Raw genomic sequence first — 16204 nt, 5'->3', positions numbered from 1 at the left:
CGCTAGTCCGGTCCCTCCATCCTGGGCCCCCGGTGCGAGAGGCGGAAGAGCACGCGCCCATCCCTGGGACACTGGGAGCCGGTCATCAGGCGGCCGGGGGAGCGGGGCGGGATGAGCGGGGCCCGGACCTCGGCGATCGGCGCCGTCCTCCTCGCCGCCGTCTGCTTCGGCACGACGGGGACCGCCCAGGCCCTCGGAGCGGCGGGCGTGGATCCGCTCCTCCTCGGGGCGGCGCGCATCGTCCTCGGCGGCGCCCTGCTGGCCGCTCTCCTCGGCGTGGAGGCTCTGCGCCGGCGGAGCCGCTCCCGCCCGACCCGCGCCGTCGTGCTGCTCGTCGTGCTCGGAGCGGTCGGCGTCGCCGCGTACCAGCCCGCCTTCTTCACCGGCACCGCGCAGAACGGCGTCGCGGTCGGTACGATCGTCGCCCTCGGCTCCGCTCCCGCCTTCACCGGCCTGCTGGAGTGGCTCGTCCTGCGGACGACCCCGGGCCCGCGCTGGTTCGCCTCGACCGCGCTCGCCGCGGTCGGCGTGGTGCTCCTCAGCGGCGGCGGATCCGGCGGCGTGACGCTCCCCGGCCTCGCCGCCTCGGCCGGCGCCGGCGCCTCCTACGCGCTCTACGCCGTCTGCGGCAAGCTGCTGCTCGAGCGCGGGCTCAGCCCCGTCGCCGCCATGGGAGCCCAGTTCGGAGCCGCGGCGCTGCTCGCGCTCCCGTTCCTGCTGCTGGGCGATCCGTCGCGGCTCTCCGGCTCGATCCCGGCCGTGCTCTGGCTCGGAGTGGTGACGGTCGCCGTGGCCTACACCTTCTTCGCGCGCGGCTTGCGAGCGCTGCCCGCGGCGACCGTCTCGACGCTCACCCTCCTGGAGCCGGCGACCGCGACCCTCCTCGGCGTGGCGGTGCTGGGGGAGCGGCTGACCGCGGGAGCCGTCCTGGGCGTCGCGGTGCTGGTGGCGGCGGTGCTGCTGCTGGCGGTGCGGGGGCGCCGCCGTTCCGGTGCGCGGACAGAGGCGCCGCCGCGCTCCGCGGAGTAGCGTCGACTCCCACCGACCCGACGACGAGGCGGAGCGCATGACCAACCCGTGGCTGGCCCGCCCTGGCAGCGGTCGGCGGCGCGCGCTGGTCGAGGAGTCGTGGGAGCGCGCACGGCGGCGGCGCCTCGATCCGGACCGGCTGACGGCACCGCTCTCGTTCTCGGGCGACGACCTCCGCGAGTACCGCACCGGGCATCCGCTCGCCTCGGTCCTCCCGGTCATCCGCCGCCTGCTGGTGCGCGACGCCGACGAGGACAGCGGCGTGCTGGTCGCGGTGGGCGATGCGCTCGGGCGGCTGCTCTGGATCGACGGGGACCAGCACCTCAAGAGCCTCGCCGAGGGGATGTCGTTCGTTGAGGGCGCGGCGTGGGCCGAGCCCGACGTCGGGACGTCCGCGCCGGGGACGGCCCTCGTGCTCGATCACGGCGTGCAGATCCACGGCGCCGAGCACTTCGCCTCGCTCGTGCACCCGTGGAGCTGCACCGCCGTCCCCGTGCACGACCCCGAGACGCACGAGATCCTCGGAGTGATCGACATCACCGGCGGCGCCGACGTCGTCGCCCCGCAGACCCTCCCGCTGATGGAGGCGACCGCCGCCGCCGTCGAGAGCGAGCTGATGGTGCAGCGGCTCCTCCGCCCGCGGCGGCCCGCTGCACGGAGCACAGCGGCGGCCCGGGCGCCGAGCCTGCGGGTCCTCGGGCGCGAGACGGGCCTGGTGACGGCCGCCGGAGCGACGCTCGAGCTGAGCACCCGGCACGCCGAGATCCTGACCCTGCTCGCCTGGCACCGGGCCGGGCTCTCGGCCGAGCAGCTCGCCCTCCTGCTCCACGGCCGGGACGACGCGGTGGTCACCGTCCGCGCCGAGATGGTGCGGCTGCGCCGCGCGCTCGAGCCGACCCTCCCGCGCCTGGTGCCCCTCTCGCGCCCCTACCGCCTGGCGAGCCCGGTCGACCTCGACGCCCGCCAGGTGCTCGGCCTGCTCGACCGCGGCTCCCACCGCCTCGCCCTGGACGCGTACCGGGGCGCGCCGCTGCCCTCGTCCGAGGCGCCGGGGATCCGGGCGATCGCCGGCGAGCTGCGCCTGCGGGTGCGGGCGAGCGTCCTCGCCGATGCGGCGCCCGCGACCCTCCTCGCCTGGGCGGAGGGCCCCGACGGCCGCGACGACGCGGAGGTGTGGCGGGAGCTCCTGCGCGTCCTCCCGCCCCGCTCGCCGCGGCGTGCCGGTGTCGCCGCGCACCTCGAGACGATCGAGGCGGAGCAGCGCTGAGCCGTCCCGGTCGCTCCCGGGACTCCCGCCGGAGCGTCCAGCCGCGGAGCCGTCTCGCTAGCCTCGACGCATGAGCACCCTCGCACCACCTCCCCGGGCCCTCGCGAGCGGAGTCGCGGGGGGTCTGCTCCTGATGGCGGTCTTCACGATGTGGTGGGCGAGCGACACCACGGTCGGCTGGCCTGCACCGGCGGCGACGACCGCCGTGACCCTCTGCGCGCTCGCGGCCGTGGTCTTCGCCGTGCAGGCCGTCCGCCTCCTCGTCGCCCGGCGGAGGATGGCGGTGGAGCTCACCGACGCCGACCACGCGGCGAAGCCGAACGGTCTGCTGTTCGGGGCGGTCTTCGCCGCGGAGGGCGTGCTGATCGGTGTCGCGGTGGGCGTCCTCACCGGCACCGGGCTCGAGCGGTTCCTCGTGCCGGCCATCGCCGTGATCGTGGGCCTGCACTTCTACCCGATGGCGAGGATCTTCGGCCGGACCCTCGACCTCTGGCTCGCCACCTGGACGACGCTGGTCGGAGCGATCGGAGTCGTCGTGGTCCTCGTCGACGGCTCCGCCTGGCCGCAGGTGTGGTCCTGGGTCGGCGCGGGGGCCGCAGCGGCCACGGTGACCTACGGCGTCTACATGAGCCGGATCGCCCAGCGCCTGCTCGCGAGCGTCTGAGGTCCGGGCCGCCGGGCCCTCCTCCTCGGGCGGCCGCGTCTCCGCCCGGCCTCCGTCCTCGCCGCTCCCGCCGGTGCGTCGACCCGTGCAACGTCGTGCAACCCCCCGCGACGTAGCGTCAGGACCGGGCGCCCACCCCGCGCCCACGACAACGACGTCGATGGAGGTCCACATGACGCTGTACGCCGACCAGGTCGCCGAGCAGGCACCGCAGGAGCCCGGTTCCACGGTCTACGCGAATCCAGGCACGGAGGGATCCGTCGCCTCCTTCCGCTCGCGCTACGACCACTACATCGGAGGCGAGCACGTCGCCCCCGCGAGCGGCCAGTACTTCGAGAACATCACCCCGATCACCGGGAAGCCCTTCTGCGAGATCGCCCGCGGCACCGCCGCCGACGTCGACCGCGCCGTCGAGGCGGGCTGGAAAGCGTTCGCGAGCTGGGGGAAGACCAGCCCCGCCGAGCGCTCGAACATGCTCCTGAAGATCGCCGACCGCATGGAGGCGAACCTCGAGCTGCTCGCCGTCGCCGAGACGTGGGAGAACGGCAAGCCCGTGCGCGAGACCCTCGCCGCCGACATCCCCCTCGCCATCGACCACTTCCGCTACTTCGCCGGAGCGATCCGCGCGCAGGAGGGAGGCGTCTCCGAGATCGACCACGACACGATCGCGTACCACTTCCACGAGCCGCTGGGCGTGGTCGGGCAGATCATCCCCTGGAACTTCCCGATCCTGATGGCCGTGTGGAAGCTCGCACCGGCGCTCGCCGCGGGCAACTGCGTGGTGCTGAAGCCGGCCGAGCAGACGCCGGCGTCCATCCACGTGCTGCTCGACCTGATCGGCGACCTCATCCCCGCCGGCGTGCTCAACGTCGTCAACGGATTCGGGTTCGAAGCGGGCGCACCGCTCGCCTCCCACCCGCGCATCCGGAAGATCGCCTTCACCGGCGAGACGACCACCGGCCGCCTGATCATGCAGTACGCCAGCGAGAACCTCATCCCGGTGACGCTGGAGCTGGGCGGCAAGAGCCCCAACGTGTTCTTCGCCGACGTCGCCGCGGAACGCGACTCCTTCTACGACAAGGCGCTCGAAGGCTTCTCGTTCTTCGCCCTCAATCAGGGCGAGGTCTGCACTTGCCCGTCGCGGGCGCTCGTGCAGCGCTCGATCTACGACGACTTCGTCGGAGACGGCCTCGAGCGGGTCAAGCGGATCAAGCAGGGCAACCCGCTCGACACCGCGACGATGATCGGCGCCCAGGCCTCGAACGACCAGCTCGAGAAGATCCTCTCCTACATGGACATCGGCAAGCAGGAGGGAGCGAAGCTGCTCATCGGCGGCGACCGCGCCGACCTCGGCGGCGAGCTCAGCGGCGGGTACTACGTCAACCCGACCGTGTTCGAGGGCCGCAACTCGATGCGCATCTTCCAGGAGGAGATCTTCGGACCCGTCCTCGCCCTCACCTCCTTCGACGACTTCGACGACGCGATCGGCATCGCCAACGACACCCTCTACGGCCTCGGCGCCGGAGTGTGGAGCCGCAACGGCGCCCAGCTCTACCGCGCAGGCCGGGCCATCGAAGCAGGCCGCGTCTGGTCGAACACCTACCACCAGTACCCCGCGCACGCGGCATTCGGCGGCTACAAGCAGTCGGGCATCGGACGCGAGAACCACAAGGTGATGCTCGACCACTACCAGCAGACGAAGAACCTCCTCGTCTCCTACGCAGAAGGACCGATGGGCTTCTTCTGAGCTGGTTGGCACGGGCTCCTCGTTCCTCGTCGCCCGTGCCGCGGTCGGCTCGCCGACGTGGCCGGGTGGGGAGGAGCGGGGAGCGTCCGCACCGAGACGGATCCGCTGGCACGCGGATCCGTCGTTCGGTGCTGGGCCCTGCGGGCGAGGCATCTGGCGACGCGCGGAAGGACGGTGCTCGGCCCTGCGGGCGAGGCACCTGACGGCGCGTGGAAGAACGGTGCTCGGCCCTCCGGGCGAGGTACCTGGTGGCGCGCGGAAGGACGGTGCTCGGCCCTTCGGGCGAGGCACCTGGCGGCGCGCGGGTGAACGGTGCTCGGCCCTGCGGGCGAGGCACCTGACGGCGCGCGGGAGAACGGTGCTCGGCCCTTCGGGCGAGGCATCGGACGAGGGGGCGCCCCCTCATGTTGATCGAGTAGTCCGCTCAGCGGCGTATCGAGACGCCGCCCGGAGGAGCGTCCGCCGTCAGCGGTCGGGCGCACACAGACATTCCGCACCACGAGCGAAGGAGCACCACTCATGACCTCCACGAGGGTCGACGTCACTGCGGAGGCGGCCGGCATGCTCCGCCGGATGACGGCGCTGCACGGGCCGCTCATGTTCCACCAGTCGGGCGGATGCTGCGACGGCAGCTCCCCGATGTGCTTCCCCGCCGGGACGTTCCGCACCGGCGCCTCGGACGTGCTCGTCGAATCGCTCCGGCTCGACGGCCTGGATCCGATCGACTTCTGGATGTCCCGCTCCCAGTTCGAGTACTGGAAGCACACCCACCTCACCGTCGACCTCGTCGACGGGCGGGGCAGCGGATTCAGCGTCGAAGCACCCGAGGGCAAGCGCTTCATGATCCGCAGCCGACTGCTCACCGACGACGAGCTCGTCGAGTTCGGGCTCCTCCCCGCCGGAGCCGTCGGGCCCTGAGCCGGCTTCCCTGACCCGTTCCCCCTGACCCGTTCCCGTCGCAGATCCTCGCCGACCGGCGACATCCCGGTCCAGCGGTGTCAGCCGCCCGGAGCAGGAGCGGGCGGCGCCTTCCCCGTGCTCAGCTGCACGCCCACCACCGATCCCATGTCCACGCGGGTGCCCGCGGCCGGACCGGTGCCGGCCACGGTGTTCATCGGCTGCGTCGAGTCGACCTGCGACGTCGCTCCGGGAGTGAGCCCTGCTGCGGTCAGCGCCTGTGCGGCGGAGTCGCTGGTCCGGCCCGACAGGTCCGGCACGGTGACCTGCGGCGCCGCGATGAGCGACTGGTCGGCCTGCGGGAAGTCGGAGCCGCCGTAGCGGGAGTCGATCGCCGTCATCAACGGCTTCCAGATCCGGTGGCGTGCCGAGGGCGCCCAGCCGCTGTCGAAGTCGATCGAGTCGAGGTTCACCCTCGAGCCGTCCGCGCGTGCCGAGATGCTGCCGACCCAGACCGCGAGGGAGGTCTCGGTCGAGGCGCCGATGGCCCAGGTGTCGGCGGAGTTGTCGGTGGTGCCCGTCTTGGTGATGTGCTGGATGCCGTTCTTCGGATCGTCCTCGACACCCGTGCCCTCGGCGGTCACCTTGAGCATCGTGTACTGCATCGCCGAGGCGACCCTCGACGACACCGCCCGGCTGCAGGTCGTCTCCACCGGCTCGATCTCGCGGCCGTCCGCTCCGACGATCGCCGTGATCGCGACGGGGGTGCAGGTCGTGCCGTTCGCGGCGATGCCGGAGTAGGCGGTCGCCATGGTGAGCGGTGCGATCTCGTTGGTGCCGAGGACCGCTCCCGGCGACTGCACGAGCGCGGTCCCGTCCGCGCGGTGCACTCCGAAGGCCTCGGCCTGCTTGCGGATCTCGCACTGGTCGAGCAGGTGCGACATCCCGGTGAAGCCCGTGTTCAGCGAGTAGATCGTCGAGTACAGCGCCGTCTGGGTGTCGGTGTAGCCGCCGTCGCCGGCGTTCTTGGGGTTGTAGGAGTCGTAGTCCCAGGTGCCCTCGCAGCTGTCGGCGAAGCCGGTCCAGTTCTTCTGCTTCGAGTCGAACTGCTCGAGCAGGGTGTGCCCGCGGTCGAGCCACTCGGCGAGCGTGAACACCTTGTAGGCGGAGCCGGTCTGGAAGCCGTTGCCGCCGCCCGCGGACGCGTCGACGTTGAGGTTGATCGCCGAGAACTCCGGCCCGCTCGCGATCACGTCCGGGTCCTGGCTGTAGCGCTTGTTCTGCACCATCGTGAGGATGCGCCCGGTGCCGTTCTGGACGGCGACCGCCGTCGCCCCGACGTCGAAGCGCGGATCGGAGGAGGGGACCTGCTCGTCCATCAGCTCCTGCGCGGTCCTCTGCAGATCGAGATCGATCGTCGTGTAGACCTTGATCCCGCCCTGCTTGATCGCCGCGTAGCGCTCGTCGTCGGTCGCTCCGAGCGCCGGGTCGTCTCGGAGGACGTGGGTCACGTAGTCGCAGAAGTAGGCCGCGCTGCCGGCCGTCTGGCAGCCGGTGGACGGCGGGGTGATGTCGGGGGTGATCGCCTCGGCGGCCGCGGCGTCGTGCGCGGCCTGGTCGATGCTCCCCGTCTCGAGCATCCGGTCGAGGATGTAGTCGCGCCGCTCCCGGGTCTGCGCGTAGCCGTTCGCCTCGCCGTTGGCCGTGTCGTCCGGACGGTCGAAGCGGAACTTCTCGGGGTTGTTCACGATCGCCAGGAGCGAGGCGGACTGCGCGAGGGAGAGGTCGGCCGCCGGGATGCCGTAGTAGTACTCCGCCGCGGCCTCGATGCCGTAGACGGTGCCTCCGAACAGCGCGATGTTGAGGTAGCCGAGGAGGATGTCGTCCTTCGAGGACACCTTCTCGAGCCCGATCGCGAGCCGCATCTCCTTGAGCTTGCGCTCGGCCGTGGTCGCCGTCGCCTCCGCGTACGCGCGGTCGCGGTCCGCTCCGTCCGGGATCGACTCGGCCTTCTGCACCAGCACGTTCTTCACGTACTGCTGCGTGATCGACGAGCCGCCCTGGGTGTCGCCGTCGAGGAGGTAGGTGCTGGCGATGGCGCGGAGGGTGCCCTGCAGGTCGATCCCGCCGTGGTCGTAGAAGCGCGGGTCCTCGCTCGCGACGAGCGCGTCCTTCACGGAGTCGGCGATCCGGTCGGCCGGCACCTCGATCCGGTTCTGGTCGTAGAAGGAGGCCAGCAGCGTCGGATCGTCCGGGTCGCCCGCGTAGACGTCGCTCTTCTGCATCAGGCGCCCGACCTCGAGGTAGCTCGGGAGGGACTGGAACGCCGAGATGGTGCCGGAGGTCGCCGCGCCGGTGAGCGCGGCGGCGGGGGCGACCACGAGCGAGGCGAGCAGACCCGCCAGGACGCTGACGATCACGAATCCGAACAGCGCGCCGAGAGCCCCGTGGACGGTTCGACGGGGCTGGAAGACGGGGACGTTCGGTCGCTTCAGGATGGATCCTCTCGCTGCACCAGCACCCTAGGCGAGGCCCGCGACATCCCCGACGAGGCGCGCCACGGCCGCGCCGGACGCCCGTCCGCCCGGAGTCGGCGCGACGGCGCCCGCGCAGGCTCGGCGCCACGACAGCAGAAGGGGCCGACCCTCGGAGGGATCGGCCCCTTCACGGGACGGGCGACGTCTCTACTCGATCAGGTCGCCGTTCAGGTCCGAGATGTCGTTCGGATTGGCCGGAGCCTTGCCCGTGCTCACCTGGAGGGGGATCACCCCGCCGGCGACCGCCGTCTCCTCCGCGCTCGGCGTCGTCGACACGACGGAGCCCTCCGGGATCGTCGCGGAGTCGACCGACTCGTGCATCCCGACGACGAAACCGGCGGCGGTGAGGATCGCCGTGGCGCTCTCGACCGTCTCGCCCGTGACGTCGGGGACCTCGGAGTTCGCCGCCGATCGCGGCGAGTACGCGAGCATCGAGGCCGGCGGTGCCGTGAAGTCGTCGCCGCCGTACTTCTCGTCGAGCGCCGTCATGATCGGCTTCCAGATGGCGTGCCGGGCGTTGGAGGCGCGGATGGTGCCCTTCTCGCCCGTCAGGCTGATGAAGCGAAGGTTCTGCTTGGTGTTGTCGGCGAAGCCGTTGATGCTGCCGACCCAGACCGCCAGGGAGGCGGCCTTGCTGGCGCCCGCCGTCCATACGTCGGCGGCCTCGTCGGTGGTGCCCGTCTTGCCGATGTGCTCGATCCCGTCGAAGGGGTTCGAGGCGTAGGCCGTTCCGGAGGTCATCACCCGCTGCATCGCGTACTGCATCCCTCGGGCGACCTCGGGCGACACGGAGGGCGTGCACGCCGATGCCGGGGCGGCGACGGCGTTGCCCTCGCTGTCGGTGATCCGGTCGATGACGATCGCCGAGCAGGTCGTGCCGTCGTTCGCGATCCCCGCGTAGGCGTTGGCCACCGTCAGGGGCGCGATCTCGTTCGTCCCGAGGACCGAGGCCGGCCCGTTGGCGAGCTCGCGGCCGTCGGCGCGGTGCATCCCGAACGACTCGGCGGTGGTGCGGATGTCGCAGAGGTCGAGCTGCTGCGCCATTCCCATGAAGCCGGTGTTGATCGAGTTCGTGGTCGCGCCGAGCGCGCTCATCGAGCTCGCGTCCTCCGACGGGTCGTCGTTGCGAGGCGAGAACCTGCCGTAGTAGCCGCCGTCGCCCTCGACGTTGCACTTCTGGGGGTAGGAGCTGAAGCCGGAGGTGGGGGAGGCGAACGACTCGTTGACGGTGTGCCCCGCCTTCAGCCACTGCGCCAGCGTGAACACCTTGTAGGTCGATCCGGTCTGCACGCCGGAGCCGCCGCCCATGCTGAGGTCGACGTTGAGGTTGATCGCGCTGTAGCCGGGGTTCGCGGCGAGGAACTGCTCGTCCTGGCTGTACTGCGTGTTCTGCACCATGGAGAGCACGCGGCCCGTCTTCGCCTCGACGGAGGCGGCCGTCGCGCCGACCTGGAAGCGCGGGTCGACGGAGGGGATGTAGGCGTTGAGCGCCGCCTGCGAGACCTGCTGGATGTCGAGGTCGAGGGTCGTCACGACGTCGAAGCCGCCCTGGCGGATGCGCTGATAGCGCTCGTCGTCGGTCGCCCCGAAGACGGAGTCGTTGCGGAGGACGTTCAGCACGTAGTCGCAGAAGTACGCGGCGTTGCCGGCGGTGGTGCAGCCGGTCGAGGGCTCCGTGATGTTCGGGGTGATCGGCTCGGCGACGGCGGCGTCGTGCGCGGCCTGGTCGATCCGGCCGTGCTTGAGCTCCTCCGAGAGGATGTAGTCGCGGCGCTCCTTGGTGGCGGCGTAGCCGTTGGCGGCGCCGTTCGCCTCGTCGCCCGGGTTGTCGAAGCGGAACTTCGCCGGGTTGTTCACGATCGCCAGCAGCGCGGCCGCCTGCGAGGTCGAGAGCTGGCTCGCGGGGATGCCGTAGTAGTAGTTCGCCGCGGCCTCGATGCCGTAGACGGTGCCCCCGAAGAGGGCGATGTTGAGGTAGCCGAGCAGGATGTCGTCTTTCGACGCCTCCTTCTCGAGGCCGATCGCGAGGCGCATCTCCTTGAGCTTGCGCTCGGGGGTCGGGTCCGTCGCCTCCTGGTAGGCCTTGTCGCGCGCGGCCTCGTCGGTGATCGACTCCGCCTTCTGCACCAGGACGTTCTTCACGTACTGCTGCGTGATCGACGACCCGCCCTGCAGGTCGTCGCCCGTGAGCGTGACGGCGATGGCCCGGAGCGTGCCCTGGAGGTCGATGCCGCCGTGCTCGTAGAAGCGCGGGTCCTCGCCGGCGACGGCCGCGTCCTTCGCGGACTGCGCGACGTCGTCCCAGCCGACCTCGACGCGGTTCTGGTCGTAGACGGAGGCGAGGAGGGTCGTCCCGTCGCTCGCGTAGACGTTGGTGCGCTGCATCAGCTGGCCCACGTCGAGGTAGCCCGGCAGGTTCTGGAACATGCCGATCGTGTTGCTCGTCGCCAGGCCCGTCAGCGCGAGGGCCGGCGTGACGCCGACGGTGATCAGGACGCCCGCCACGGCGCTCATCCCGATGAACCCCATGACCGCCCGCAGCGACATCCCGAGCGGCCGGACGGAGCGGCGGGATGCAGTGGGAAGTGCCATGGAGCGGTCGTCCTTTCGACGCGGCGCCGGGCCGCGGAGATGTGAGGGAGGGTGGCGAGAAGCCTCGCGAGCAGTCGCGCGATCCCCCGGGTTCATGGTACGTGACGGGTGCGCCCGCGGGGCGTCCTCCTCCCGGTGGAGATGAGGAGCTGGCGGGTGATGCGCAGGAGCGGGCGCGTCCGGAGTGCTGACCTCGGGTCGATGCATCCGTATCGTGGGGGGAGCGCCGCTCCGAGGGGCGCTGCAGCACCCGTTCCACCCACCGCTCCGGGGCCCCGGGCGGCCGGCCCCGGCAGAAAGCGCACACCATGGCACGCATCCACGACGACGTGACCCAGCTCGTCGGCAGGACCCCTCTCGTCCGCATCAACCGGCTGGAGGGCGCCGACCAGGCGACGGTCCTCGCCAAGCTCGAGTTCTACAACCCTGCGAACAGCGTGAAGGACCGCATCGGCGTCGCCATCATCGACGCGGCCGAGGCCTCCGGCGAGCTGCACCCCGGCGGGACGATCGTCGAGGGCACGAGCGGCAACACCGGCATCGCGCTCGCGATGGTGGGTGCCGCCCGCGGCTACAAGGTCGTCCTCACGATGCCCGAGACGATGTCCGTCGAGCGCCGGGTCCTCCTCCGCGCCTACGGAGCCGAGATCGTGCTCACCCCCGGCAGCGAGGGCATGCGCGGAGCGGTCGAGCGCGCCCGCGCGATCGTCGACGAGACCCCCGGCGCGATCCTCGCCCGCCAGTTCGAGAACGCCGCCAACCCCGAGGTGCACCGCCGCACCACCGCGGAGGAGGTCTGGGAGGACACCGACGGCGAGGTCGACGTCTTCGTGGCCGGCATCGGCACCGGCGGCACCATCACCGGAGTCGGCCAGGTGCTCAAGGAGCGCAAGCCCGGTGTGCAGATCATCGGAGTGGAGCCGATCGACTCCCCGCTCCTCACCCAGGGCACCGCCGGGCCGCACAAGATCCAGGGCATCGGCGCCAACTTCGTCCCCGCGATCCTCGACCGCGAGGTCTACGACGAGATCATCGACGTGACGCTCGACGACTCCGTGCGGGTGGCCCGCGAGATGGCCGCGCAGGAGGGGATCCTCGGCGGCATCTCCTCCGGCTCGATCATGTGGGCCGCGCTCGAGGTCGCGAAGCGCCCCGAGAACGCGGGGAAGACCATCGTCGCCATCGTCTGCGACTTCGGCGAGCGGTACATCTCGACCGTCCTGTACGAGGACCTCCGCAGCTGAGCCCCTCGAGACGAGGCGGGACGCCCCGCTCCGGACGCGACAGTCGGCCGGAGCGCCGCGTCCCGTCCGGACCGGAGCGTCCCGGGCTCCTCGCCCTGCTCCGCGAGGACGTCCGCACCGCCCGGGAGCGCGACCCCGCCGCCCGGAGCGCGGTGGAGGTCGTCCTCTCCTACCCGGGAGTGCATGCGGTCTGGGTGCACCGCGTCGCGCACGCCTGGTGGCGGCGCGGCCTCCGCCTGCCCGCCCGGCTGCTCAGCCAGGCGGCGCGCGCGGCGACCGGAGTGGAGATCCACCCCGGTGCGACCATCGGCCGGCGTCTGTTCATCGACCACGGCATGGGCGTCGTCATCGGCGAGACCGCGCGGATCGGCGACGACTGCATGCTCTACCACTCCGTCACGCTGGGCGGGAGGTCGGCCCGGCGCGAGCGTCGGCACCCCACGCTCGGCGACCGGGTGGTCGTCGGCGCGGGCGCGGTCGTCCTGGGCCCGCTCGTGCTCGGATCCGACGTCAGCGTGGGCGCGAACGCCGTCGTGGTGAAGGACGCGCCCGACGGAGCGGTGCTCGTCGGCATCCCGGCCCGCGATCTGCGCGATCAGGGCGGGGAGGAGGACCCGCTCGCCGCGTCCGGCCGCTCCACCGGCCCGGCGGGACGCGTCTAGCCGGCGACGCTCAGTCGTCGCCCCGCGGCGAGATGTCGCGCGGGGCGCTCTTGATCTGCGCGAAGGCGTCCAGCGCGTGCGCCCGCGTCTCCTTGAGGTCGACGAGGGGCGCCGGGTAGCCGTCCGCCCCTCCGGTCAGCGTGTCCCCGAGCGTCCACGGCTCGTGCACGGCGGCGCCCTCGACTCCGCCGAGCTCCGGCACGTTGTGGCGGATGTACTCGCCGGCCGGGTCGAACTTCCTCGACTGCGTGACCGGGTTGAAGACCCGGAAGAACGGCGACGCATCGGCTCCCGAGCCCGCGACCCACTGCCAGTTCGCGGCGTTGCTCGCCGGGTCCGCGTCGACCAGGGTGTCCCAGAACCACTCCTCGCCCACCCGCCAGTCGACCAGCAGGTTCTTGATCAGGAACGACGCGGTCACCATCCGGACCCGGTTGTGCATGTAGCCGGTGCTCCAGAGCTCGCGCATGCCTGCGTCCACAAGGGGGTAGCCGGTGCGCCCCTGGTGCCAGGCGTCGATCGCCTCCTGGCCGGGGCGTCCCCACGGGAAGGAGTCGAACCGGGTGTCGAAGTTCGCGGTCGCCAGATCCGGCCAGTGGAACAGCAGGTGGTAGCAGAACTCGCGCCAGAGCACCTCGGAGAGGAACCGGTCGCTGCCGTCGCCGCGGTGCAGGCCCTTCGCGTGCGCCTCCTCCAGGGCGTGCCACACCTGGAAGGGGCTGATCTCGCCCCACCTCAGGTGCGGGGAGAGGTTCGAGGTGGCGTCGTCCGCCGGCCGGTCGCGACCGTCGGCGTAGTCGTCGAGCTGCTCCGCGAGGAACGCGCGCAGCCGGTCGGCCGCCGCCTTCTCGCCGGGGACCCAGCGCTCGCGCAGCCCTCCCGCCCAGTCGGGACGCGTGGGCAGCAGCTCCCAGTCGTCGAGGGAGTCGGAGGCGATCTCTCCCGTGACGCCGTCGAGCGAGCGGGGGCGGGGGAGCGGCGCGCGCGGCGTCGGCTTGGCGCGGCAGGCGCGGGCGAAGGGCGTGTAGACGGAGTAGGGGCCGCCGGCGCCGGTCTGCACGGTCCACGGCTCGAACATCAGCGAGCCCTGGTGGCTCTCGGCCTCGAGGCCGCCGTTGCGGAGCGATTCCTTCACCGCCGCGTCGACGGTGCGCTCGGCCCTCCCGTAGCGGCGGTTCCAGTGCACGGCTCCGGCGCCGATCTCCTCGGTGAGCTGGAGGACGACGGCCTCGGCCGGCCCGCGGCGCAGGATCAGCGGGGCGCCGTGCTCGCGCAGGTCGGCGGCGAGGGCTGCGAGGCTGCCGTGCAGCCACCAGCGGGAGGCGCCCCCGAGCGGACGGATGCCCGCCGACTCCTCGTCGAGCACGTAGCAGACCGCGACGGGGCCGCCACGGTCGATCGCGGCGCGCAGAGCGGGGTTGTCGGCCAGGCGCAGGTCGTCGCGGAGCCAGACGAGGGTGGGGGAGGTGTCACTCATGGTGACCACCATGATCCGCGAGTCCCGCGCCGCGGCGAAGACCTGGCCGGTCGCTGCGGCCCGTGCTAGCGGGGACGGATCAGGCGGAGGCGATGCCGTCGCGGAGCTTGTCGCAGAGCGCGGTCAGCTGCTTCAGCTCGTCCTCGTCGAGGACGCCGCCGACCTGCTCCGAGATGGTCCTCATGTGGGTGAGCGCGACGCGGCGGAAGAGCGCGTAGCCCTCGTCGGTGATCGCGATGATCGTGCCGCGGGCGTCCGCCGGATCCTCGCTCTTCTCGACGCAGCCGCGGGCGGCGAGCCGGTCGATCAGCCTGCTGACGCTGGGCTGCGTCAGGAGGACGTGCCGGTTCAGGTCGCGCAGCCGTGCGCGCCGACCGGGCTGCCGGGTGAGGTTGAAGAGCACGTCGTACTCGTTCATCGAGATCTCCCGCGAGGGGAACTCGGTGCTCAGGGTGCGCATCACCTGGACCTGGGCGCGGAAGAGCGACTCCCAGGCGGCGACGGCCTCTCTCGACCCCACTGGTCCTCCTTCACGGCACTCAGGAAGCGGTTCCCTGACATCCAGACGCCGTACAGCCTACGCCGGGGTGCTGGGAGGAGGGGAGTCGGAGGAAGGGGGCCGGGGGAACGACAGAAGGCCGGCCGCTGAGGCGAGCGGCCGGCCTTCATTCCCTTGCACCAAGAGTGTCCTGCAATCACTTCTCGCGCTTCCCGCCACAGCAAACGGTCGACGCACTTGAACTATATAACGACCCGGTAACGACGCAACCCTCTCTTTCCTGAATCCTCCCTGAGCCGCCCCGCCCCGCCCGTCGCCGCGCCCGCCCGCGCTCCGCACGACTCTCTCCTGACCCAGGACGCCCCGTCTGCTGCCTCCGACGTCCGCACCGAACCGCAGCCCATCCCTGACCGTTGACGGACACGACGAGCACCCCCTGCCCTCGTCCCCCGCCGACGCGGCCCGGCCCCGTCGTCCTGCCCCGTGAGGCGCGACCCGCCCCGCCACGGCTTCGACCACGCAGCGGGCCGTCGAGCCCTCCACGTCTGAGGAGCGGTCGCGCACATCCGTCGAGGCCGAGAGGACGTCCCGCCCTCGAGGCGAACGCGGGAAACGCGTGTCAGCTTTTCCCGCTAGCCGGTCGCGACCCGCTCTCCGAATCGAGACAACGGGTGAAGCCGACCGCGGCGAGGAGAACGCAAGCGTTCTCCTCGCAATTCAGAACAGATCCGGCGACGGCGTCGACGCGTAGCGGATGGCGACGTCGGCGTGGCGGTCGAAGCGGTAGCCGACTCCGCGGACGGTGCGCACGATCTCCTCGTAGCGGCCGAGCTTGGCGCGGAGGCGGCGGACGTGGACGTCGATGGTGCGCTCGTTCGGCGCGTCGTCGTCCGCGGCGCCCCAGAGCGAGGCGATGAGCTCGGCGCGCTCGATGGTGCGGCCCTCGCGGAGCACGAGGTACTGGAGGAGCTCGAACTCCTTGTAGGTGAGGGGGGTGGTCTCCTCGTCGAGGATGACGCGCTTGCGGGAGATGTCGATGACGACGCCGCCGGATGCACGGTCGGGGTCGGGCTCGGCGTCGGAGCGGCGCTTGGCGACGGCGGCCGGGTCCTGCAGCGCGAGGCGGACCACGTCCACGTCGCGGCCGCCGGCGCCCTGCGGGGCGAGGGCGACGGAGGCGTACGTCTCGGCGTCGGGGGCGAGCTGCGCCGTGACGCGCTTGAGCTCCTCGACCAGGCGGCCGAGGTCGACTCCGGCGGCGCGGGCCTTGGCCTCGTCGATGCCGACGTAGAGGGCGAAGCCGCGGGCCTCGGTGCCCTGGGGGACGGCGCGGAGGCGCGGCGCTGCGGGCGCGGCGTCGGCGACCGGCTGGAGGCGGGGCGCCTCGGTGGAGGTGGCGGCGGTGACGGTGCGGGTGTGGAGGAGGGTCATGACGAGTCCTTGGCTTGTCGGATCCGGGACGAGTGTCCGAGGGAGCGGATCCGGGTGTGCGCGATCGAGCCGGCCCGCGGTGCGCGGTGGCGGCAGAGACGGATGCGGGGCATCCAGGGGATCGTCCGCGCCTCGGACGCTCAGCCGATCGTGACGAT

At 72.0% G+C, this 16204-nt stretch carries 12 protein-coding genes; 7 read left to right on the top strand and 5 right to left on the bottom strand.

Annotation, left to right across the window (positions count from 1 at the left end):
• The first annotated feature begins 111 nt into the window (after positions 1 to 111).
• From C5C99_RS01780 to C5C99_RS01760, 5 genes are all read left to right on the top strand, one after another.
• The gene (locus tag C5C99_RS01780; protein ID WP_104339499.1) at positions 112 to 1029 is read left to right on the top strand and encodes a DMT family transporter; all 918 of its coding nucleotides are present in this window, start codon (positions 112 to 114) and stop codon (positions 1027 to 1029) included.
• 37 nt (positions 1030 to 1066) lie between these two features.
• Positions 1067 to 2296 carry a GAF domain-containing protein gene (locus tag C5C99_RS01775; protein WP_104224191.1) on the top strand — a complete coding sequence of 410 codons (1230 nt, stop codon included), beginning with the start codon at positions 1067 to 1069 and terminating at the stop codon, positions 2294 to 2296.
• Between the two features lie 70 nt (positions 2297 to 2366).
• Positions 2367 to 2960, top strand: coding sequence for a hypothetical protein (locus C5C99_RS01770; protein ID WP_146083079.1), 594 nt, complete (start codon positions 2367 to 2369; stop codon positions 2958 to 2960).
• A 172-nt stretch (positions 2961 to 3132) separates the two neighbouring features.
• Complete coding sequence (locus tag C5C99_RS01765) at positions 3133 to 4707, top strand: aldehyde dehydrogenase family protein (protein WP_104226069.1); 1575 nt, start codon at positions 3133 to 3135, stop codon at positions 4705 to 4707.
• A gap of 519 nt (positions 4708 to 5226) precedes the next feature.
• Positions 5227 to 5625 (top strand): DUF779 domain-containing protein, encoded by a 399-nt coding sequence (locus tag C5C99_RS01760; protein ID WP_104339497.1) that lies wholly within the window; start codon positions 5227 to 5229, stop codon positions 5623 to 5625.
• A gap of 80 nt (positions 5626 to 5705) precedes the next feature.
• Here the strand turns inward: C5C99_RS01760 and C5C99_RS01755 are convergent, their stop codons facing one another.
• Both C5C99_RS01755 and C5C99_RS01750 read right to left on the bottom strand, forming a co-directional pair.
• Positions 5706 to 8024, bottom strand: coding sequence for a transglycosylase domain-containing protein (locus C5C99_RS01755; RefSeq protein ID WP_104268569.1), 2319 nt, complete (start codon positions 8022 to 8024; stop codon positions 5706 to 5708).
• Positions 8025 to 8288: 264 nt separating this feature from the next.
• The gene (locus C5C99_RS01750) at positions 8289 to 10733 is read right to left on the bottom strand and encodes a penicillin-binding protein (RefSeq protein WP_181028729.1); all 2445 of its coding nucleotides are present in this window, start codon (positions 10731 to 10733) and stop codon (positions 8289 to 8291) included.
• A 308-nt stretch (positions 10734 to 11041) separates the two neighbouring features.
• On the opposite strand from C5C99_RS01750, the gene cysK reads away from it, so the two are divergent.
• Both cysK and epsC read left to right on the top strand, forming a co-directional pair.
• Positions 11042 to 11977 carry a cysteine synthase A gene (gene cysK, locus C5C99_RS01745; RefSeq protein WP_104237779.1) on the top strand — a complete coding sequence of 312 codons (936 nt, stop codon included), beginning with the start codon at positions 11042 to 11044 and terminating at the stop codon, positions 11975 to 11977.
• Between the two features lie 95 nt (positions 11978 to 12072).
• Entirely contained in the window at positions 12073 to 12639 is a 567-nt protein-coding gene (gene epsC / locus C5C99_RS01740; RefSeq protein ID WP_104297318.1) for a serine O-acetyltransferase EpsC, read from the top strand.
• Between the two features lie 10 nt (positions 12640 to 12649).
• Here the strand turns inward: epsC and C5C99_RS01735 are convergent, their stop codons facing one another.
• From C5C99_RS01735 to C5C99_RS01725, 3 genes are all read right to left on the bottom strand, one after another.
• Positions 12650 to 14116: a deoxyribodipyrimidine photo-lyase gene (locus C5C99_RS01735; protein ID WP_104335187.1), complete on the bottom strand. Its 1467-nt coding sequence runs from the start codon at positions 14114 to 14116 to the stop codon at positions 12650 to 12652.
• A 79-nt stretch (positions 14117 to 14195) separates the two neighbouring features.
• Positions 14196 to 14576 (bottom strand): MarR family winged helix-turn-helix transcriptional regulator, encoded by a 381-nt coding sequence (locus tag C5C99_RS01730; protein WP_104226067.1) that lies wholly within the window; start codon positions 14574 to 14576, stop codon positions 14196 to 14198.
• A 756-nt stretch (positions 14577 to 15332) separates the two neighbouring features.
• A complete protein-coding gene (locus C5C99_RS01725; protein ID WP_104339496.1) occupies positions 15333 to 16046 on the bottom strand; it encodes a winged helix-turn-helix domain-containing protein in 714 nt (237 codons plus the stop codon).
• Positions 16047 to 16204: the final 158 nt, after the last annotated feature.

The sequence above is a fragment of the Rathayibacter sp. AY1C4 genome (genome assembly GCF_002932195.1).
In the GTDB taxonomy this organism is placed as follows: Bacteria; Actinomycetota; Actinomycetes; order Actinomycetales; family Microbacteriaceae; genus Rathayibacter.
The sequence above is the reverse complement of the archived record's forward strand: the minus strand, read 5'-3'. Positions and strand labels throughout refer to the sequence as shown.